The 19,479-nt window shown below is 72.0% G+C and carries 16 protein-coding genes, 1 pseudogene and 1 riboswitch; of the genes and pseudogenes, 8 read left to right on the plus strand and 9 right to left on the minus strand.

The features are described 5' to 3' along the window. Both AC07C1_RS29040 and AC07C1_RS29045 read right to left on the minus strand, forming a co-directional pair. Nucleotides 1-152: pseudogene (locus AC07C1_RS29040) on the minus strand (IS30 family transposase); the annotation flags it as partial. A gap of 534 nt (nucleotides 153-686) precedes the next feature. Beyond that, the gene (locus tag AC07C1_RS29045; RefSeq protein WP_478943708.1) at nucleotides 687-944 is read right to left on the minus strand and encodes a chorismate mutase; all 258 of its coding nucleotides are present in this window, start codon (nucleotides 942-944) and stop codon (nucleotides 687-689) included. Nucleotides 945-1,321: 377 nt separating this feature from the next. Between AC07C1_RS29045 and guaA the strand changes: the two genes are divergently transcribed. After that, nucleotides 1,322-2,902, plus strand: coding sequence for a glutamine-hydrolyzing GMP synthase (guaA, locus tag AC07C1_RS29050; RefSeq protein WP_478943710.1), 1,581 nt, complete (start codon nucleotides 1,322-1,324; stop codon nucleotides 2,900-2,902). Nucleotides 2,903-2,915: 13 nt separating this feature from the next. Here the strand turns inward: guaA and AC07C1_RS29055 are convergent, their stop codons facing one another. Beyond that, entirely contained in the window at nucleotides 2,916-3,377 is a 462-nt protein-coding gene (locus AC07C1_RS29055; protein WP_478943712.1) for a pyridoxamine 5'-phosphate oxidase family protein, read from the minus strand. A gap of 153 nt (nucleotides 3,378-3,530) precedes the next feature. Between AC07C1_RS29055 and AC07C1_RS29060 the strand changes: the two genes are divergently transcribed. After that, nucleotides 3,531-4,325 carry a class II aldolase/adducin family protein gene (locus tag AC07C1_RS29060; RefSeq protein WP_478943714.1) on the plus strand — a complete coding sequence of 265 codons (795 nt, stop codon included), beginning with the start codon at nucleotides 3,531-3,533 and terminating at the stop codon, nucleotides 4,323-4,325. On the opposite strand, the gene AC07C1_RS29065 is transcribed toward AC07C1_RS29060, so the two are convergent. Then, nucleotides 4,318-5,205 carry a DUF4429 domain-containing protein gene (locus AC07C1_RS29065; RefSeq protein ID WP_478943716.1) on the minus strand — a complete coding sequence of 296 codons (888 nt, stop codon included), beginning with the start codon at nucleotides 5,203-5,205 and terminating at the stop codon, nucleotides 4,318-4,320. The two genes, AC07C1_RS29060 and AC07C1_RS29065, sit on opposite strands and share 8 nt — an antisense overlap. Before the next feature lie 191 nt (nucleotides 5,206-5,396). On the opposite strand from AC07C1_RS29065, the gene AC07C1_RS29070 reads away from it, so the two are divergent. Then, a complete protein-coding gene (locus AC07C1_RS29070; RefSeq protein ID WP_478943718.1) occupies nucleotides 5,397-6,677 on the plus strand; it encodes a hypothetical protein in 1,281 nt (426 codons plus the stop codon). A gap of 212 nt (nucleotides 6,678-6,889) precedes the next feature. After that, on the plus strand, nucleotides 6,890-7,423 hold the full coding sequence (locus AC07C1_RS29075) for a DoxX family protein (protein ID WP_478943720.1): 534 nt from the start codon (nucleotides 6,890-6,892) through the stop codon (nucleotides 7,421-7,423). A 93-nt stretch (nucleotides 7,424-7,516) separates the two neighbouring features. On the opposite strand, the gene AC07C1_RS29080 is transcribed toward AC07C1_RS29075, so the two are convergent. Next, nucleotides 7,517-7,735, minus strand: a complete 219-nt coding sequence (locus AC07C1_RS29080) for a hypothetical protein (RefSeq protein WP_478943721.1) — start codon at nucleotides 7,733-7,735, stop codon at nucleotides 7,517-7,519. Then, complete coding sequence (locus AC07C1_RS29085) at nucleotides 7,722-9,251, minus strand: PspC domain-containing protein (RefSeq protein WP_478943723.1); 1,530 nt, start codon at nucleotides 9,249-9,251, stop codon at nucleotides 7,722-7,724. The genes AC07C1_RS29080 and AC07C1_RS29085 overlap by 14 nt, the downstream gene beginning before the upstream one ends. Before the next feature lie 210 nt (nucleotides 9,252-9,461). Here AC07C1_RS29085 and AC07C1_RS29090 point away from each other — a divergent pair, with 210 nt between their 5' ends. Together AC07C1_RS29090 and AC07C1_RS29095 are read left to right on the plus strand one after the other, a co-directional pair. Continuing rightward, nucleotides 9,462-10,754: an ATP-binding protein gene (locus AC07C1_RS29090; protein ID WP_478943724.1), complete on the plus strand. Its 1,293-nt coding sequence runs from the start codon at nucleotides 9,462-9,464 to the stop codon at nucleotides 10,752-10,754. Then, nucleotides 10,751-11,491 (plus strand): LuxR C-terminal-related transcriptional regulator, encoded by a 741-nt coding sequence (locus AC07C1_RS29095; protein ID WP_478943726.1) that lies wholly within the window; start codon nucleotides 10,751-10,753, stop codon nucleotides 11,489-11,491. Before AC07C1_RS29090 ends, AC07C1_RS29095 begins: the two co-directional genes overlap by 4 nt. A 16-nt stretch (nucleotides 11,492-11,507) precedes the next feature. On the opposite strand, the gene AC07C1_RS29100 is transcribed toward AC07C1_RS29095, so the two are convergent. Then, a complete protein-coding gene (locus AC07C1_RS29100; protein WP_478943728.1) occupies nucleotides 11,508-12,572 on the minus strand; it encodes a C40 family peptidase in 1,065 nt (354 codons plus the stop codon). A gap of 437 nt (nucleotides 12,573-13,009) precedes the next feature. Between AC07C1_RS29100 and AC07C1_RS29105 the strand changes: the two genes are divergently transcribed. Beyond that, nucleotides 13,010-13,363 carry a hypothetical protein gene (locus tag AC07C1_RS29105; RefSeq protein ID WP_478943730.1) on the plus strand — a complete coding sequence of 118 codons (354 nt, stop codon included), beginning with the start codon at nucleotides 13,010-13,012 and terminating at the stop codon, nucleotides 13,361-13,363. 578 nt (nucleotides 13,364-13,941) lie between these two features. On the opposite strand, the gene AC07C1_RS29110 is transcribed toward AC07C1_RS29105, so the two are convergent. After that, nucleotides 13,942-14,928 carry a C40 family peptidase gene (locus tag AC07C1_RS29110; protein ID WP_478943732.1) on the minus strand — a complete coding sequence of 329 codons (987 nt, stop codon included), beginning with the start codon at nucleotides 14,926-14,928 and terminating at the stop codon, nucleotides 13,942-13,944. Between the two features lie 8 nt (nucleotides 14,929-14,936). Continuing rightward, nucleotides 14,937-15,107, minus strand: a riboswitch (cyclic di-AMP (ydaO/yuaA leader). A gap of 285 nt (nucleotides 15,108-15,392) precedes the next feature. Here AC07C1_RS29110 and pcrA point away from each other — a divergent pair. Next, nucleotides 15,393-17,882: a DNA helicase PcrA gene (gene pcrA, locus AC07C1_RS29115; protein ID WP_478943734.1), complete on the plus strand. Its 2,490-nt coding sequence runs from the start codon at nucleotides 15,393-15,395 to the stop codon at nucleotides 17,880-17,882. A 46-nt stretch (nucleotides 17,883-17,928) separates the two neighbouring features. Here the strand turns inward: pcrA and AC07C1_RS29120 are convergent, their stop codons facing one another. Next, complete coding sequence (locus tag AC07C1_RS29120; protein ID WP_478943735.1) at nucleotides 17,929-19,437, minus strand: M23 family metallopeptidase; 1,509 nt, start codon at nucleotides 19,435-19,437, stop codon at nucleotides 17,929-17,931. Between the last annotated feature and the right edge of the window lie 42 nt (nucleotides 19,438-19,479).

Raw genomic sequence — 19,479 nt, forward strand, 5'->3', positions numbered from 1 at the left:
CATCGCTTTCCCGTGCGGAGGTTGATGCCGACGACCCTGGCCGCCTCCGTGTAACTCACGCCTTGCTGCATGAGCCGGAAGTATTCCTCCCGCTCACGGGTCAGCTTCCTGCGGCCCTGGGCCACCGTCCGGGTCTTGCGGATCTCGAACATCGCACCCCTTGAGCTGGGGTGTTGCGACGACCACTAGAACTCAAGGAGCGGCCGCGGGGCCCTTCTTCCAGTCAGCACCGGCGTCAGGGCGGCGCCGGTGCCGGGGTGCGGCGCCGGGGGGTCGCGCCGCTTGCTCGTGTTCCTCGTGGCGGACGGCCGCGCCCGCCGGCGGTCGGCCGGTGCACCCGACGCCGGGGCTCGCGCCGGGACTCGGGGCTGGTGCGCATCGTGCTGGAGGAACGCGTCATCCCCCGCCATGTGACCCGGCACCGGTGCATATGTGCATGTTCCGCCGGCCGGCCCCGGGCGTCCCCGGAGCCGACCGTTCTCTTGGGTGACCGGGCTGCTGTCCCCTGCCGTCCGGTCACTTCCCTGGAGCGAGGTCCCACGGCGTACGGCACGACCCGTACACCTCGTCGCTCCAGCAAGCCACGCGTGGTTCTGTCGGGCCCGCCCCTGGCTGGCACGGACACCCCCTCAACGAAGCGGTGCCCGAGCCGGTCACGCGCCGTACGGGTGAGAGCGGCACCGAACTCAGATGCGACCCCGGCTCAGCTCCAGCAGGGTCATGGCGAGAGCGGTGCCGGGCTTGCCGAGGGCGTCACGGTAACGGCCGAGGATCTCCATCTCGCGGGACAGGTTCACCCGGCGGCCGCCGGACGCGATCCGGGTCTGCTGGACGACGGCTGAGACGGCCATCCGCTCCTGGACGAGGCCGATGATCCGGTCGTCGAGCGCGTCGATGCGCTCCCGGGCGTCGGCGATGGTGGCTTCCGGGGTGGTGGTGGTCACGTCGGGCTCCTTGATCGGAAAGGTGGATGCCCTGGAGCGGCAGAACCCGGAAAACGACAGGCGCCCCGGGCCTTGTCGGCCCGGGGCGCCTGGGAAGTCGCTTGGCGTTTCGCTCAAGCAGCACGACCATGGCAGCCGGCGGGCCGGATGCCATAGGTAAAGAAGCGGGTCGTCTGCGTGAGCATGGGGCCAGTATGCCACGGCAGGTCAGGGGACCCCACCGGGCCGGGCCGTCCCGCCTTCCGTCCCACGGGCCGGGCGCGGGTGGGCGGCGGCGGGGGTCCGGGGCGGCCCCACGGGAGGACGACGAGGTCACCCACGGCCACCCCGGTAGAATCGGTCGTACAAGACCCCGCCCCACCGCCGGAAGGCATCCCGTGTCATCAGCGACTCAGTCTGCCGCCACCCCCGACACCGTCCTGGTCGTCGACTTCGGCGCGCAGTACGCCCAGCTCATCGCCCGTCGCGTCCGCGAGGCGCGGGTCTACAGCGAGATCGTGCCGAGCTCCATGCCGGTCCGGGAGATGCTCGCCAAGAACCCCGCGGCGATCATCCTCTCCGGAGGCCCCTCGTCGGTGTACGAGGAGGGTGCCCCCCGCCTCGACGGCGAGCTGTTCGACGCCGGCGTCCCCGTCTTCGGCATGTGCTACGGCTTCCAGCTCATGGCGCAGACCCTCGGCGGCACCGTCGACAACACCGGCGCCCGCGAGTACGGCCGTACCGACCTGCACGTCTCCAGGAACTCCTCCACTCTCTTCGAGGGCACCCCGGACGAGCAGCACGTGTGGATGTCGCACGGCGACGCCTGCTCCGCCGCCCCCGAGGGCTTCTCGGTCACCGCGTCCACGGACGTCGTCCCGGTCGCCGCGTTCGAGAACGACGCGAAGAAGCTGTACGGCGTCCAGTACCACCCCGAGGTCATGCACTCCACGCACGGCCAGCAGGTGCTGGAGCACTTCCTGTACCGCGGTGCCGGCCTGAAGCCGAACTGGACCACCGGCAACGTGATCGAGGAGCAGGTCGCCGCGATCCGCGAGCTGGTCGGGGACAAGCGGGCGATCTGCGGGCTGTCCGGCGGCGTGGACTCCGCCGTCGCCGCCGCCCTCGTCCAGAAGGCCATCGGCTCCCAGCTGACCTGCGTCTACGTCGACCACGGCCTGATGCGCAAGGGCGAGACCGAGCAGGTCGAGAAGGACTTCGTCGCGGCCACCGGCGTGCAGCTGAAGGTCGTCGACGCCGAGGAGCGCTTCCTCACCGCGCTCAAGGGCGTCTCCGACCCCGAGGAGAAGCGCAAGATCATCGGCCGTGAGTTCATCCGCGTCTTCGAGCAGGCGCAGGCCGAGATCATCGCCGACGAGGGCCCGGCCGTGGAGTTCCTGGTCCAGGGCACCCTGTACCCGGACGTCGTCGAATCCGGCGGCGGCACCGGCACCGCCAACATCAAGTCGCACCACAACGTCGGCGGCCTGCCCGAGGACCTCGAGTTCCAGCTGATCGAGCCGCTGCGCAAGCTGTTCAAGGACGAGGTCCGGATGGTCGGCCAGGAACTGGGCCTGCCGGAGGAGATCGTCCAGCGCCAGCCGTTCCCGGGCCCGGGCCTCGGCATCCGCATCGTCGGAGAGGTCACCAAGGAGCGCCTGGACCTGCTGCGCGACGCCGACGCCATCGCCCGCGAGGAGCTGAGCGCGGCCGGCCTGGACCGTGACATCTGGCAGTGCCCGGTGGTCCTGCTTGCGGACGTCCGATCCGTCGGCGTCCAGGGCGACGGCCGCACCTACGGCCACCCGATCGTCCTGCGCCCGGTCTCCTCCGAGGACGCCATGACCGCCGACTGGTCCCGGCTGCCGTACGACGTCCTCGCGAAGATCTCGACCCGGATCACCAACGAGGTCCGGGACGTCAACCGGGTCGTGCTCGACGTGACGTCGAAGCCGCCGGGCACCATCGAGTGGGAGTGAGCCCCACCCGGGCTCAGGTCCGGCGGAGCGTGCGCACCGGCTCCCCGGGCTTCCAGACCTGGACGACCAGGTACTTCTCGTCCTCGACGTAGGTCCGCACGACCTCCGTCAGCTCGGTGCGGAAGAGGTGGAACGGCTGCGGCGGTTCCACCTCTTCGATGTACGCCCCCTTCACGGCCGCATCGACGACCTCGAACGCCCGCCCGCTGATCCGGACGTCCCCACTGCCCAGGTCGTCGCCCGGATTGGCCTGGAGCGCGAAACGCGGGTCGCGGAGCAGGTCGCGGGCCTTGAGCGAGCCCGGCATCATGCCGAGCCACAGCCGCCCGCCCAGGAAACGGACCTCCAGACCGCTGGTGCGCGGCGAGCCGTCCTTGCGCAGGGTCGCGAGGATGTGATGCCGGTGGGCGCCGAACTGCTTCTCGGCGATCCTGGCCAGTTCGGGTGCGGCGGTGCTGAAGGCTTCCCAGTTCATACGCGCCAGCCTCGCGGCCAATCCAGACACCTTCTGTCGTGTATTTCGCGCGTACGTCAACTTCACAGAACTGCTCCGCCTGTTTGCTCTGCCCTTTTGCGCCGACCGGCGGTAACTTCCGGCCCGTACCGCACATCCCACGCTGGAGGATCTATGCACGGGCCCAACCCGCCCCTGCCGCTGCCCACCGACCAGCTGCAGTTCGCCATGCCACCGATGCACGAATCGGTCGAGGACGAACGCCGGCACCGCAAGGAGCGGCTCACCGGCGCCCTGCGGATCTTCGGGCGCAGCGGCTTCGAGGACGGGGTGTCCGGGCATATCACCGCCCGCGATCCCGAATTCACCGACTGCTTCTGGGTCAACCCGTTCGGGATGCCGTTCAGGCACGTCACCGTCAGCGATCTCGTGCTCGCCAACCAGGACGGGCAGGTCGTCGAGGGCCGCTACCACGTCAACCAGGCCGCGTTCACCGTGCACGCCCAGGTCCACGCCGCCCGTCCGGACGTCGTCGCCGTCGCCCACTGCCACTCGGTGCACGGCCGCGCCGTCGCCGCGCTCGGCGAGCTGATCGACCCCATCACCCAGGAGAGCTGCGCCTTCTACGAGGACGTGGCGCTCTACGACGCCTACAGCGGTGTCACCGTCGACGCCGAGGAGGGCCGCCGGATCGCGAACGCCCTCGGCTCCCGCAAGGCGCTCGTGCTGCGCAACCACGGGCTGCTGACCGTCGGCGACTCCGTGGACGCGGCCGCCTGGTGGTTCCTGTCCATGGAACGGTCCTGCCAGGTGCAGCTCATGGCCCGGGCGGCCGGGCGCCCGGTGCTCATCGACCACAAACAGGCCGTCGCCACCCGCGAACAGCTCGGCGGCGACCTGGTGGCCTGGATCAACTACCAGCCGATGTGGCAGGACATCAGCCGCAGCGAACCCGACCTGCTCAGCTGAACCCCCGGAGCACGGCCGCCTTCGTCATCGCGAACTCCTCGTCGGTGAGCACCCCTTCCCGGTGCAGCTCCCCCAGCTCCCGCAGCCGGCGCAGCAGCACGTCGTGCCGGCCGCCCCGCGCCGGTACGACGGCCCGCCGCCGGTACCGGCCGTCGTACGTACCGCCCGTGCGGGTGGAGGGATGCGGCAGCCGGGCGGTGACGGCCGCCGCGACCAGCGCGGTCAGCAGATCCCGCCGCACGCTGCCCCACAGGTCCAGGGTGTGGGGGTCCCGCTCGGGCGGCAGCTTGGAGAACACCGTCTCCGGGGTCACGAACCGCAGGAAACCGTCCTCGTGGCCGGTATTGGGCAGCCACTCCACCCGCACCAGATCGCCGAGGCCGATGATCCGCGGGCCGGTCGCGCGCTTGACCCGGTCGGAGGTGTCCGTCCAGTCGATGCGCACCTGGCTGCCGTCGAAGGAGACGGTGCCGTCGGAGGACCGCACCGACACCGGCACCGGGGGCCCCGGCAGCAGATAGGCGGTCGTGGGCTCCTGGGGAACCTCCTCGAGAAGCAGCGCCTGCCGGATCTCCTCGGCGACATACTCCGCGACCCCCGAGCGGTCCGCCTCCACCGTCAGCCGGTAGGGATCCGCCGCGTCCGGCAGCCGTCCGCCCGTGGCCTGCAGCAGCGGGTCGGCGCCCTCGCGCAGCCGCATCCGCAGCCGGCCACGTCTGCGCTCGGGTTCGTGGACGACGCCGGCCACCGCCTCCAGGGGGACGGAGATCTCCCCGTACGTCTGCCGGAACAGCGCCACGGAGCGGTGCAGCCCGGGGGTGATCCGGATCGTGCTGCCGTCGAAGGCCCAGGTCCCGTCCCGCTGGATGATCTCGGCCATACGGGAATTCTCGCAGCCGGGTCAACACGTCGGCCCCGGCTTCACCCGCGGTCACCCGGACCGGCGCCCCCAGAGGCCCTGGGGGTAGGGCACAATGCGCACTCGGCACAGGGGAGTTGCGCGGCCCCGGCACGCCCGTCGCGGGTGTCGGCGGCCGTGCCGGAGGGTCGTGGGGAAGGCGGGCGTCGGGCGTGGCGGTGCAGGAAGCGAGAGGGGGCACGGGCCCCGAGGGGACCCACGAGGGCGGCTGCACCTGCGGGGACTGCCCGCACGGCGCCCGGGCGGGACACCGGCGGGCCGTCGCCGCGTTCCTGCGCCGGCGCGACGAGTTCGCGGCCGGGCAGGGCCTGCCGGCGGCCGTGGCGCACTCGGCCTCGGCGTCCCGCCAGTGGGTCTCCGAGGAGCTGACCCAGTGCGCGGAGGCCGTCGCCGAACGCGGCCGCGCGGAGGGCGAGGCGTGGCTCGCGCGGCTGTGGCTGCGGACGGTGTGCGTGGTGTGGGGCTCGGTCACCGTCCTGCTGCTCACCGAGGCGCTCACCGCGATCGGACCGGGCTGGACCGACGCCCGCACCGCGGCCCTGCTCGCCGCGCTGGCCGTCGCCGGCGCGCTGACCGCCGCCTGCCGGCTCCACCGGGCGCGCGGCGGGGCACTCGCGCCGGTGATCGGCGAGGACAACCGGATGTCCACCTCCCGCACGGTGGCCGCCTGCTGGGTGCTGTTCGTCGCCTACGCGGTCCTGCTGCTGGCCGCCCGGCTCGCCGCCGCCTCCGACCACACCGAACGCGACGCGCTGATCTCGGGGCTCGATCTCGCGCGCGGCGCGGGCGTGGTGACCGTCCTCTCCGTGGTGTGCGGCATCGCCGTCCTGGTCCGCCGGGTGGTGGGCCTGCGTATCCTCGCCCAACGGCTGCAGAAGGTACCGGCCCACCGGCCGCGCGCCGCCGACCTGCTCACCGACGACTCCGGCCGGGGCACCTTCGCCGACATCCAGTACGTCGTCATCAGCGCCGTCGCCCTGCTGTTCGCCGCCGTACGGCTCGCCCGCCGCCCCGACCAGCTGCCCGACCTGCCCTGGGGACTGGGCGTGATCGTGCTGATCTCGGCCGCGACCTACCTGGCCGGCAAGTACGCCGAGGGCGGCCGCCCGGCCATCCTCTCCGTGGTCCGCGCCCGCGAACCCGGGGACCTGGACGGGCCGATCCGCACCGGCGACGACATCGAGATCCGCGGCACCGGCTTCGTCCCGCCCGGCGCGCAGAGTCCCGACCGGCTCTCGCGTACGGTCGTCCGCATCGGCTCGGTCGACGTCCATGTGCCGCTCGTCCCCGTCGCGGGCGGCTTCCGCAACCCCACGGACACCGTCCTGACCGTGCCCGTACCGGCCGATGTCGAGCCCGGCTCGGTGGAGGTACAGGTGGTGACCGCGGCCGGAGCGGCCACCAACCGGTGCGTCGTCGAGGTGACGGAGTGAACGACCGGGGAGACGGGGGAGCGGCAGCGGGCCCCCGTACCCCTCATGGCCGACGCAGTCGACGGCCGACGCAGTGGACAAGGACCCGCCCCGCCGTTCGCACCGGGATCCGAAATCCGGAAAATCATCCGGGACAGGATTGAACGGGCCGCCCGCGTCATACGTATCGTCAGGTGAGGGGGCGGCACGGGGGCGAGAGGCGGCTGACAGCGATGACTCACGGTATTCGGACGGACACACCCACCCCCCGGCTCGACGGCCGCCGCAGCCGACGGGACACCGCCACCCACTACGCCCTGCTGCCGCTGCGCATCTTCCTCGGGGTCACCTTCGTCTACGCCGGCCTGAACAAGCTCACGGACAGCGCCTTCATGAAGTCCGGGGGCACCGGATCCATCGGCGAGACCATCCGTGCGGCCCGTGGCTCCGCCGCCATCCCGGCCCTGGTCGACCTGGCCCTCAAGAACCCCGTCGGCTTCGGCTACGCCATCGCCCTCGGTGAGCTGGCCGTCGGCATCGGCACCCTGCTCGGTCTGTTCGGCCGGCTGGCCGCGCTCGGCGGCGCACTGATCTCGCTCAGCCTGTGGCTGACGGTCAGCTGGGCGACGACCCCCTACTACTACGGCAACGACCTCGCCTTCCTGATGGCCTGGCTGCCCCTCGTCCTCGCCGGCGCCCCCTACCTCTCCGTGGACGCGGCCTGGCGCGCACGACGCCGACAGCGATCCGGCGGCTATCGCTACTGAGCGCCCCGGAAAGCCCCACGGCCACCGCCCCGGAAAACCTCATGATTGCGGAGGGGGGCGTCCGGCGTCAGGGGCACGTCCCGGCCTCGCCCCTCAGGTTCCGTAGCCGCCCTCGGCGCCGCCCCGGCCGCGTATCCGGCGGGTCAGGGCGGCTGTGACCCCGGCCAGGCACAGGCCGCCCACGACGAGCGGGACGACCACGAACCACGGCGTCTCCCACAGGCCGCCCGCGTCCCCGGCGTAGACGGCACCGGCGGCGGTCAGGAAGAGCCCGGCGACCAGCTTCCCGGGCTGGAACTCATGACGCAGCACGGCTGACCTCCACCTGTCCCGCACCGACCTCGAGCGTGAGGTCCAGCGTGCCGGAGTCCCCGGCGCCCCTGGCCGGCGCCAGTGTCACGTCCTTGTGCCTGCCCGGCTGCACATCCACGTCCTTCCTGTTGTCCCCGGGCAACCGGATGTCGCCCACTCCCACGTCGATGCTCATCCGCACGGTCGCGTCCGCCGGCACGACCACCTTCAGCCGGCCCGCGCCCACATGGGCGCTCGTGGCGACCTTCTGCCCCCTGGCCGGATGCACCAGGGCCAGGTCCAGCGTGCCCCGCCCGGTGCCGAGCTCGTAGGCGGGCCGCACCTGCGCCGCCGCGGCGGGCTTCCAGGACGTGTTCCGCCAGTGCGTGGTGATGTCCTTCGGCAGGGCCGACGCCCCGGCGAGCAGTCCCGCCGTGACGATCGCCAGGAACACCGTCCCGGCCCCCGTACGGCCCAGGAAGGCACTGGCCGCGACGCCCAGGCCGAAGACCGCCAGCGCGCAGGCCAGGCCGGTCTGCAGGCTGGTGCCCAGCGGGTGCGTGTGCCAGGTCAGCCCGCTGCCCAGGCCGCCCGCAAGCAGGGCGAGCAGGAACACCCAGCCGCCGATCCAGCGCGGGCCGCGGGGTCTCGGTGGCGCGGCGCGCGGCGGCTGTACGGGGCCGTGGTGGGTCCACGGGAGGGCGACGCCGACGTCGGGGCCCGAGAGGAGGTCCCGCTCGCGGGCTTCGTCGGGACCCCACAGGTAGCCGGTGCCGCCGACATGGGTGCCGTCCTTGACGACGGGGTCCCGCCACCAGGACGGGTAGAAGGTGACGACCGGCGGCGCCTGGGCCTCCGGCGGCGCGTCGGCGGCGGCCTGCGCCGCGAGCGGGTCGGGATCGGCGGCGCCACGGCGGCGCGACCAGTACCCGGCCCCCGCGAGCAGCAGGGAGAGCACCACGGCGAACGTCAGCACCCCGCCGTTTCTCAGCATGGTCAGGAAGATTCCGCAGCCGACCAGGGCGAACAGCACGGCGGTCAGCGCCTGGCCGTCCACGCGGCCGGTCAGCAGTTTGCGGATCTCGTTCTCCTCGTCGTCCTCGTACGGCACCAGGAGCCAGGCGAAGCCGTAGAAGATCAGGCCGATGCCGCCGGTCGCCGACAGCACGGCCAGGGTGATACGGAAGATCACCGGGTCCATGTCGGTCTGCCGACCGAGACCCGCGCACACGCCCGCGATCATCTTGTGCCGGCGGTCGCGCCGGAACCGGGCGGGGGCCTCGGCGGTGTCGTGCTCCTGCTCGTGCTCCTTTTCCGGCTGCTGCCCTGGCCCGGCAGCGCCGGTGCTGCCGCCGACACCCGTTTCCGCGCCGGGGCGGGTGTTGCCGGCGGTGCGGGTGTCGGCGCTGGTGTCCGTGCCGGCCGCTCCCGCCCTTCCCGTCGCGGCGGGCGCGGCATCCGTCGGTCCGGTGCCCGGGGCCGGGCGCGGGCCGGTGCCGGGTCCCGGACCCGTCGCGGCGTGCTCGTGATCCGTCATGCGTCCATGGTGACGGCCCGGTCGCCGCGACGGCAGTCGGGACGACCCTGGGCGAACCCTGAAATCGGCCCTGAGGCGGGGCGGGGAAGCGTTCGAGGGGCAGCGGATCGCCTGGTGCGGCGCTCCCCGAGCCGGCCCCGCTGAAGATCAGGGGCGTCTCGGGGGCCGACCCTGATGCTCTGCCCCGCCGGCCATGTGACCATCGTTGCCATGCCGGAAGCCGCAAGCCTGCCACTCGACGACCCGCGGCCGCCGCGCAAGCTCTACCGCAGCAGCGACGGACGCTGGCTCGGCGGAGTGGCGCGGGGCCTCGCCGGGCATCTCGGGCTGCCCGTCGTCTGGGTGCGGCTGGTCTTCGTCGGCCTGTTCATGGCCGACGGACTCGGTGCGCTGCTGTACGCGGCGTTCTGGTTCTTCGTCCCCCTGGGCGTCGGCGGTGTCGGCGATCAGAAGCCGCCGACACTGGTCGGCACCGAGACCTCGCCGGAGGGCCGCCGCAGACTGGTGGCCCGCAAGCCGGACCGGGGACAGATCGTCGCGCTGCTCCTCATGGTCATCGTGTCCATGGTCTTCGTCGGCAGCGTCAACCTGGGCAGCGCGGCCAAGGCGTATCTGCTGCCCGCCGTGCTCGTCGCGGCCGGTGTCGCCCTGGTCTGGCGGCAGGCGGACAACGCCCGCCGGGCCCGCTGGGTCGAGGTCGGCCGGCGGCGCCGCACTCTCACTCTGCTGCGCGCGGCCGGTGGCGTCCTGCTCGTCACGGCCGGTGTCTCGGCCATCTTCGTCCTGCAGGGTTCGGCCGCGCACCTCGGCGCCGTCCTCCAGGCCGCGCTCGCCGTCCTCGTCGGCATCACGCTGCTCGCCGGCCCCTACCTGGTGCGCATGACGCAGGATCTGTCCGAGGAACGCCTCATGCGCATCCGCGCCCAGGAGCGCGCCGAGGTCGCCGCCCACGTGCACGACTCCGTGCTGCACACCCTCACCCTGATCCAGCGCAATGCCGACAACGCCAACGAGGTGCGCCGCCTCGCCCGCGCCCAGGAGCGCGACCTGCGCACCTGGCTGTACAAACCGGAGGGCACCGGCAAGGACGAGGCCGACGAGCCGGACACGGTCGCGGAGGCGGTGCGGCGCAACGCCGCCGAGGTGGAGGACAAGCACGGCGTGCCCATCGAGGTCGTCATCGTCGGCGACTGCCCGCTGGACGAGAAGACCAGCGCGCAGATGCAGGCCGCGCGCGAGGCGATGGTGAACGCCGCCAAGTACGGTGGCGAAGGCGGTGCCGTACAGGCCTATGCCGAAGTCGAGGGAAAGACGGTCTTCGTGTCCGTGCGCGACCGCGGTCCCGGCTTCGACCTCGACTCGATACCCGCCGACCGCATGGGCGTCAGAGAATCGATCATCGGCCGCATGGAGCGCAACGGCGGCACGGCCCGGCTGCGGGCGGTGCCGGACGGCGGCACGGAGGTCGAGCTGGAGATGGAGAGGGCGGAGAAGACGTCATGAGCGACGCGACCGAGATGAACGGCACGGCGGAGGCGGCGGAGGCGGCCGAGTCCGGCCCCGCCGGCGGCGCGGGCGGGCGGCACGTCCGGGTGGTGCTCGTGGACGACCACCGGATGTTCCGCACGGGCGTCCAGGCCGAGATCGGCCAGACCGCCGAGACCGGGGTCGAGGTGGTCGGTGAGGCCGCGGACGTCGACCAGGCGGTCACGGTCATCACCGCGACCCGGCCCGAGGTGGTCCTCCTCGACGTCCACCTGCCGGGCGGCGGCGGGGTCGAAGTACTGCGCCGCTGCGCGGCGTTGACGGCCGACGCCGAGCGGCCCGTGCGCTTCCTCGCACTGTCCGTGTCGGACGCGGCGGAGGATGTGATCGGCGTGATCCGCGGCGGCGCCCGCGGCTACGTCACCAAGACCATCACCGGCGCCGACCTGGTCGACTCGATCTTCCGCGTGCAGGAGGGCGACGCCGTCTTCTCCCCGCGGCTGGCCGGGTTCGTCCTCGACGCCTTCGCCTCCACCGACGCTCCGCCCGTGGACGAGGACCTCGACCGCCTCACCCAGCGCGAGCGCGAGGTGCTGCGCCTGATCGCCCGTGGCTACGCCTACAAGGAGATCGCCAAGCAGCTGTTCATCTCGGTGAAGACGGTCGAGTCCCACGTCTCGGCGGTCCTGCGCAAGCTTCAGCTGTCCAACCGCCATGAGCTGACCCGCTGGGCGACCGCGCGCCGCCTCGTCTGACCCTGCGGGGCCGCCCTCACGCCACCCGGGTGGCCCCGGCGAACGGCATCTGGTCGATCGGGGCCAGCCGGACCGGTGCCGACGGGTTCGGGGCGTGGATCATCTGGCCGCCCCCGACGTAGAGCCCGACGTGACTGATGCCGGAGTAGAAGAAGACCAGGTCGCCGGGCTGGAGTTCGGAGCGGGAGACGCGGCGGCCCGCGTTGATCTGGGCGTAGGTGGTGCGCGGCAGGGAGATGCCGGCGGAGCGGTAGGCGGCCTGGACCAGGCCCGAGCAGTCGAAGGCGTTCGGGCCCGTCGCACCCCACACATAGGGACTGCCGAGCTTGGCGTAGGCGAAGGAGACGGCCGCCGCCGCGCGCGCGTTGGGAGGTGTGACGGACCCGGCCCGCTCCAGTGCCGACCGCGCGGAGGAGGCCGACCGGGACACGTGCCCGGCCGGGGCGCTGTCACCGGTGACCTCGGTCCGCTGCCGCGGGGTGAGCCGCGCCAGCAGCCGCCGCGCCTCGTCGAGCTTTCCGGTGATGGTCTTCTTCTGCCGTTTCAGCTCCGCCTGCCGGGAGCGCAGGGAGGTCAGCTCGATGCGTGCGGCGCCGCGCAACCGCTCGATCTCCCGCAGCTGTTCGCGCACCCGTGACACGGCGGCGGCCTGCCGGTCGCCCGCCCGCTCCGCGAACGCGGCGCCGTCCAGGTACTGGTCGGGGTCGCTGGACAGGGCCAGTTGCCAGGCCGGGTCGATGCCGCCGTCGCGGTACTGGGCCGCCGCGATGGAACCCAGTGCGTCGCGGGCCGAGTTGAGCTTCTGCTGCTTGCGGGCGGCCTGGTCCTGCAGCGCGGTCACCCGCCGCTGGGCCGTTTCGGCTCTCTCCTTCGCCCCGTTGTACTTCTCGGTGGCGGCCTCCGCGTCCTGGTACAACTTGTCGACTCTGTCCTTCGCCTGCGCCGGCGTCAGCTGTGGCTCGGCGTGTCCCGTCCCGTCGAAGCCCGCCGCGGTGGCCACACCCGCCAGGGCGAGAGTGGCGGCCGTCCGGGCCGTATGGCCACTGAGCGGGCCTTGCCGGGGCTTGCGGTGCGCTGCCACCTGGACCGTCACGTCCTTTCGTAGGACTCGTGCGACCGAGCGGTCGGTGCGCCCGGCGGTGGCCCGCACAGGGGGAGCGGGCCACCGCCGGGCCTTTCTCGGCGGAGGTGGCCGACTGCCGCCCCTGGCCCGGGCGGCGGTGGGAAGCCGGTCACCTGGGGGAGGACGCTAGGCCGGTCTGTGACGAGTGGGTAACGCGGTGTACGAAACTGGCCTCGACGGACCAAGGTGTGACCGGATGTGACCGTGTTGCCCGGGCTGAGTCGTCGTCTTCACGGAGCGTGCTGACCGAAGCGCCAAAAGCGGGACAGCTCGGAGATGTGGGCTGCTATGGGTCGCATATATGCAAGATCCACGGCCTCGCGGACGGACCGCTGGGACATCGGCGTCGGGCCCGGTCACGGAAGACGAGAACGCCCTCGTTAGGCTCCGGCTCCATGGACCTACTCATCCATCTCTTCGTCGGCCTGCACATCATCGGCATCGCCGCACTGCTCGGCGGTTTCCTCACCCAGATGAAGGCCATGGGGCAGGGCACGGCCCGGTTCGTCCCCGGCATGCTGCACGGCGCACTGACCATGCTCGTCACCGGCGTGGCCCTGGTCGGCCTCAACCAGGCCGACGACCACCATGTCAACAACATCAAGATCGGCGTGAAGCTGGCCCTGCTGATCGTGATCCTCGGCCTGGTCTACGTGAAGCGCGACGAGGAGCGGGTCGACAAGCGGCTCTTCGGGCTGGTCGGCCTGCTGACGACGGCGAACATCTTCATCGCCGTGCTGTGGACCTGACGGTCGGTCCACGTGGTCGCCGGCACGGGCCGCGAGCACCGCACCGGTGGCGGCCGCGAGCCACGCCGCCACCGCCACCCACACCAGCACCCGTCCCGGCCCCTTGAGCCACGGGACGTCCACGGTGGCCGCGACGGACAGCCTCGCCGCCGCCGTCATTCCCATCGGGAACACCGTCGCCCACCAAGCACGTCGTAACCGGGCCGCGGCCCGGGCCGCCTCGGCCGCCAGCGAGATAAGCCCGAGATAGCAGACGAGGTCCGCAGGACGAAGTCGGCGCCCAGCGCCACCCAGGCGACGCCGGCCATCGCCGGCGCCACCCGCGAGACCGTCTCGTCGCCGGCCAGCTGCAGACCAACCGACAGGATGCCGGCCGCCAATCACGGCGGCCCCGGACGCGGGAGGCCGCCCCGCCCACCACGCGCGCAGACCTGAGATGCCGGGCATGCGCCCGATGCCAGGCAGCCGCGCGCACCCAGCCGGGCCGGGCACGCGCGCGTGGAACGCAAACCGCCGGTACGCGCGCGTGGAGCGGACCCGCCGGTACGCGCGCGTAGGCCCGACCACGTGAGGCGCGCTCAGGCCGGCCGCACCACGCTGTGGATGATCGATTCGCCACCGCGGTCCACGGATTCCTCGCGGACGTACGCGCCGGGTTCCGGGGCGTGGATCATCATCCCGTCGCCCGTGCAGAGGCCGACATGGCTGCTGTCGTCGTGGAAGAAGACCAGGTCACCGGCGCGCGCCTCGGTGACGGGGACCGGGCTGCCCGCGGCGGCCTGGGCCTGGGCGGTACGCGGGAGGGTGACGCCGGCGGCCTTCCACGCGGCCTGGGTGAGGCCGGAGGAGTCGTACGAGCCGGGCCCGCTGGCACCGCTCACGTACGGCTTGCCGATCTGGGCCCGGGCGAAGGCGATCGCCTTCTCGGCCTTGGTTTCCTGCCGCGGGCCCGGGGATCCGTAGGCCCGTGGACCGGGCTCCTCCAGGCGCCGTCGGCCGAGCCCGGCCGGCCGCGCGCCCTGCTGGGCCGTGAGCCGGGACAGCAGCTCGCGCGCGGTGGCGAGCTTGTGCTGGACGGTGGCCTTCGCGGCCTTCACGTCGTAGTGCGAGGACGCCGGCGCCTCCGGGCTCCTGGTGGTCTTGCCCCGCTCGGCCGCGTCCTTCACGCGCGAGGCCAACCGGTTCATCACCCTGCTCTGGGCGAAGTGGTCCTGCGGATACTCCGAGAGGAGAGAGGCGGCCGTGTCCGGGGTGGCCGCGAACGGAACCAGCCCCTCCCGGGCCTTGGCGAGCCGGCTCGCGCGCCGGGCGCCCTCCTGACGTGGGTCCTCGCCGTGCGGCCGCCGGGCGGCCGCCGGTTCCTCCTCCGGCGCCGAGTCGGCCTGGCGGTAGAACTCGTCGATCTTCTTCTCGATCTCCTCCAGGCTCGGCCTGCCGTCGTCGGCGGCGGCCTCGGCCGTCTGGGTCAGGACGGCCACGGAGGTGAATGCGGCGGTGGCGAGGGCGGGGCCGCGCAGGCCCGGTCCACGGGTGCCGCCGGGGCGCGGCTTGCGGTGCGACGCCAAGGGAGGCGACTCCTTCCAACGTGCCGCCTACCGGGTTAGCTGTCGGGTTCGGGCGCGTGCTTCGGAAGGGTTGCCCTACGGCGTCGTCCCGGGCGGGAGTCGGCCGATTCACCCCAGGATCGGTGGGTCCCCGGCTCCGGGCACCGTGGGGGGCGCACCGGACTCGGCGGAGGCCGCGCGGCCCGGCGACGTTCGCCGGAGAGGGGTCGTGCGGCCTGACGGAAACCTAACCAACTCGTGTGTCTCTTGTGAAGGTTGGTGCGCAGTATGTCCGATACATTTCTGTGACCTGATGCAGGTTTCATGTGGGCGTGACCAGGTGCTTCCTCAGCGTGAGGGGAAAAGGGGGCAGGTGGGGCGAGGATCCCACTCCGGGACCGCACCCCATGCGGACCCCACCCGAGACGTCCGTGTTCCGGGGACCGCGACCGGTTGTCGGTGGGGAGCCCTAGACTCGTAGAGCGATGAGCAGCCTTTTTGACGACAGCTTCCTGGCGGACCTCCAGCCCCCTCGCGGGCACGAGGAGGAACCCCCGCCACCGCCCGAGGACGATCACGCTCCGGACGCGCTTCCGGACGATCTGTTCGGCGGGAAGTTCGACGTGCCGCCGGACCGGGACGCCTACTACCGCGACGGCGCCCCCCGCCCGGCGATCGACGCGGCGGCACTCCTGGAGGGGCTGAACGACAACCAGCGCGCCGCGGTGGTGCACGCCGGCTCCCCGCTGCTCATCGTCGCCGGCGCCGGCTCCGGCAAGACGCGCGTGCTCACCCACCGCATCGCCCACCTGCTCGCCGAGCGGAACGTACACCCGGGCCAGATCCTCGCGATCACCTTCACCAACAAGGCCGCGGGCGAGATGAAGGAGCGCGTCGAGCAGCTCGTCGGCCCGCGCGCCAACGCGATGTGGGTGATGACCTTCCACAGCGCGTGTGTCCGGATCCTCCGGCGCGAGTCGAAGAAGCTCGGCTTCACCTCGTCCTTCTCGATCTACGACGCCGCCGACAGCAAGCGCCTGATGGCCCTGGTCTGCCGCGACCTGGACCTCGACCCCAAGCGGTTCCCGCCCAAGTCCTTCAGCGCCAAGATCAGCAACCTGAAGAACGAGCTGATCGACGAGGAGGACTTCGCCGCCCAGGCCACCGACGGCTTCGAGAAGACCCTCGCCCAGGCCTATGCGCTCTACCAGTCGCGGCTGCGCGAGGCGAACGCGCTCGACTTCGACGACCTGATCATGACGACGGTCAACCTGCTGCGTGCCTTCCCGGACGTCGCCGAGCACTACCGCCGCCGCTTCCGGCACGTCCTGGTCGACGAGTACCAGGACACCAACCACGCGCAGTACGCGCTCGTGCGCGAACTGGTCGGCACCGGCGAGCGCGCCGCCGAGGACGTCGACACCCCGCCCGGCGAGTACGACCTCCCGCCCGCCGAACTCTGCGTGGTGGGTGACGCGGACCAGTCGATCTACGCTTTCCGCGGCGCGACGATCCGCAACATCCTCCAGTTCGAGGAGGACTACCCGAACGCGACGACGATCCTGCTGGAGCAGAACTACCGCTCCACGCAGACCATTCTGTCCGCCGCCAACGCGGTCATCGAGCGCAACGAGTCCCGCCGCCCGAAGAACCTGTGGACCAACGCGGGCCACGGCGCGCGGATCACCGGCTACGTCGCCGACACCGAGCACGACGAGGCCCAGTTCGTCGCCGACGAGATAGACCGCCTCACGGACACGGGCGAGGCGAAGGCCGGGGACGTCGCCGTCTTCTACCGCACCAACGCCCAGTCCCGTGTCTTCGAAGAGATCTTCATCCGCGTCGGCCTGCCCTACAAGGTCGTCGGCGGCGTCCGCTTCTACGAGCGCAAGGAAGTCCGGGACGTCCTCGCCTACCTGCGCGTCCTCGCGAACCCCGAGGACTCGGTGCCGCTGCGCCGCATCCTCAACGTGCCCAAGCGGGGCATCGGCGAGCGTGCGGAGGCGATGATCGACGCCCTCTCCCAGCGCGAGAAGATCAGCTTCCCCCAGGCGCTCAAGCGGGTCGACGAGGCGTACGGCATGGCCGCGCGCTCCACCAACGCGGTCAAGCGGTTCAACGCGCTGATGGAGGACCTGCGCACGATCGTCGAGTCCGGCGCGGGACCGGCGACCGTCCTGGAGGCGGTGCTCGAGCGCACCGGCTATCTGGCCGAGTTGCAGGCCTCGACCGACCCGCAGGACGAGACCCGCATCGAGAACCTCCAGGAACTCGCGGCCGTCGCCCTGGAGTTCGAGCAGGAACGCGGTGAAGGTGAGACCGGCACCCTGGCCGACTTCCTGGAGCAGGTCGCCCTGGTCGCCGACTCCGACCAGATCCCCGACGAGGAGGACGGCGACGGTGTCATCACGCTGATGACCCTGCACACCGCCAAGGGCCTGGAGTTCCCGGTCGTGTTCCTGACCGGCATGGAGGACGGCGTCTTCCCCCACATGCGCGCCCTCGGCCAGACCAAGGAGCTGGAGGAGGAGCGGCGCCTGGCGTACGTCGGCATCACACGCGCCCGGGAGCGGCTGTACCTGACGCGGTCGACGATGCGCAGCGCCTGGGGCCAGCCGTCGTACAACCCGCCCTCCCGCTTCCTGGAGGAGATCCCGGCCGCCCATATGGAGTGGAAGCGGACGGGTGCGTCGGCGCCGTTCTCCTCCGGCCCGGCCTCGGGAATCGCGGCCTCGCTGTCCTCGAGCCGCTCGCGCTCCTCGGCGTCGGGCGCATCCGGGTTCGCCACGCGGCGCACCGCGGAGAAGCCGGTGGTCGCGCTGGCCGTCGGGGACCGCGTCACCCACGACCAGTTCGGGCTCGGCACGGTCGTCGGGGTGAAGGGCACCGGCGCGAACACGGAGGCGACGATCGACTTCGGTGACACCAAGCCGAAGCGGCTGCTGTTGCGGTACGCGCCGGTGGAGAAGCTCTAGACGAAGTGAGCCCCGCCGGTCCGGCGGGGCCCGTACCGGCAGTGGCTCAGGTCGGGTCCAGCCCGTGGCTGCGCAGCCACGGCAGGGGGTCTATGGCCGCCCCGGCCGCCGGCCGTACCTCGAAGTGCAGGTGCGGACCGGTGGAGTTGCCGGAGTTGCCGGAGTAGGCGACCGGCTCGCCGGCCTTGACGGTCGTACCGGAGGCCACGCGGTAGCTGGACAGGTGGCAGTACCAGGTCTCCGTGCCGTCCTTCGCCGTCACGATCAGCATGTTGCCGTAGGCACTGTTCCACTTGGTGGTGACGGTGCCGTCGGTGGCCGCCATCACCGTGGTGCCGTAGGAGACGGGGAAGTCGATGCCGGTGTGCACCGACATCCAGTTCACGCCCGCCTGGCCGAAGTAGGCGCTGAGCCCTCTCTGCGCGACCGGCAGCACGAACTTGGGGCGCAGCCGCTCCTTGAGCGCGGCCTCCGCCGCGGCCTTCTTCTTCTCCAGCTCCTGCTGCGCCTTGAGGTCGATCCGCTCCTGGGTGCGGCTGGCCCGGTCGGCGAAGTCGTCGGCCCCGGCGGAGAGGGTCTTGAGCTGGGTGTCCAGCTTGCTGTTGGCGACCGACGGCTGCACCCCGTGCGCGTCCGAAGCGGAGGCGGTGGCGGTGGCGTCATGGGAGTCGTCGGCCAGGGCACCGACCGAGGCCGCGGCGATCCCGGCCACCCCCATCACACAGGCCGAGGGCACCGCGACGGTGAGCAGCGCTGAGCGCTTGGCGGGCGTACGACGCCGGGAACGCGCCGCGCTGCGCGAGCCCGCGCGGGTCACCGGGGCCGGGGTGACTTCTTCCTGCCCGTCCAGCAGGCCGTGCGTCACGGGCAGTTCACCGGTGGTGGTCGACTCGTCCTCGTCGCCGTGCTGTTCCTCGCACGCGGTTTCCCGGTACGCCGACTGCGCGAAGGCCGCGGTCGCCTGCGCGTCGCCGACCTGCTCGAACGTGGCGGTGGCCTGCTGGTCGAACGGTTCGGCAACCTGCTCGGGCTCCGTCGGCACGGCCTGGCCGGCCGCGTTCCACTGCGTGGCGTCGTACGCACCCGTGTCATAGGTCTGGGTGCCCCACTCCCACTGCTGGGTGGGGTCGGCGCCGGTGGACTGGTCGGGCTGGAGCCAGGCGCTCGCGTCCCACTGACCGCTCACGTCGTTCCCGGTGGACTGCGCGGGGACCGTCCAGGCGGTGGTGTCGTACCCACCGGAGTCGTAGGCGGTGTGGTGCTGGGCCGCGTACGGGTCGTGGGTCAGGGTCTGGCCGGTGCCGGTCTGCCACTGCGTGGTGTCGTACGCGCCGGTGGTCTGCTCGCTTCCCGGAAGACTGCCGAAGAGGGGGTCGTTGGCGAAGGCCGTGGTGCCGGTGGAGCCGCTCGCAAAACCCGTGGCGTCGTAGCCACCGTACGTGGTGAGGTCGTCGTAGGGAGCTTCCGGTGTGCCGTACGGCGCGTGGTGCGCGGTGGAGGCGTCGGAAGCCGGGGCCGGGGTGGTCATGATCCCCGACGGGTGACGGTCGTTCACCAACTTCTCTTTCGCCTCGACAACAGGGGCTGCCAGAGCAGT

Source organism: Streptomyces sp. NPDC045022 (assembly GCF_056432605.1).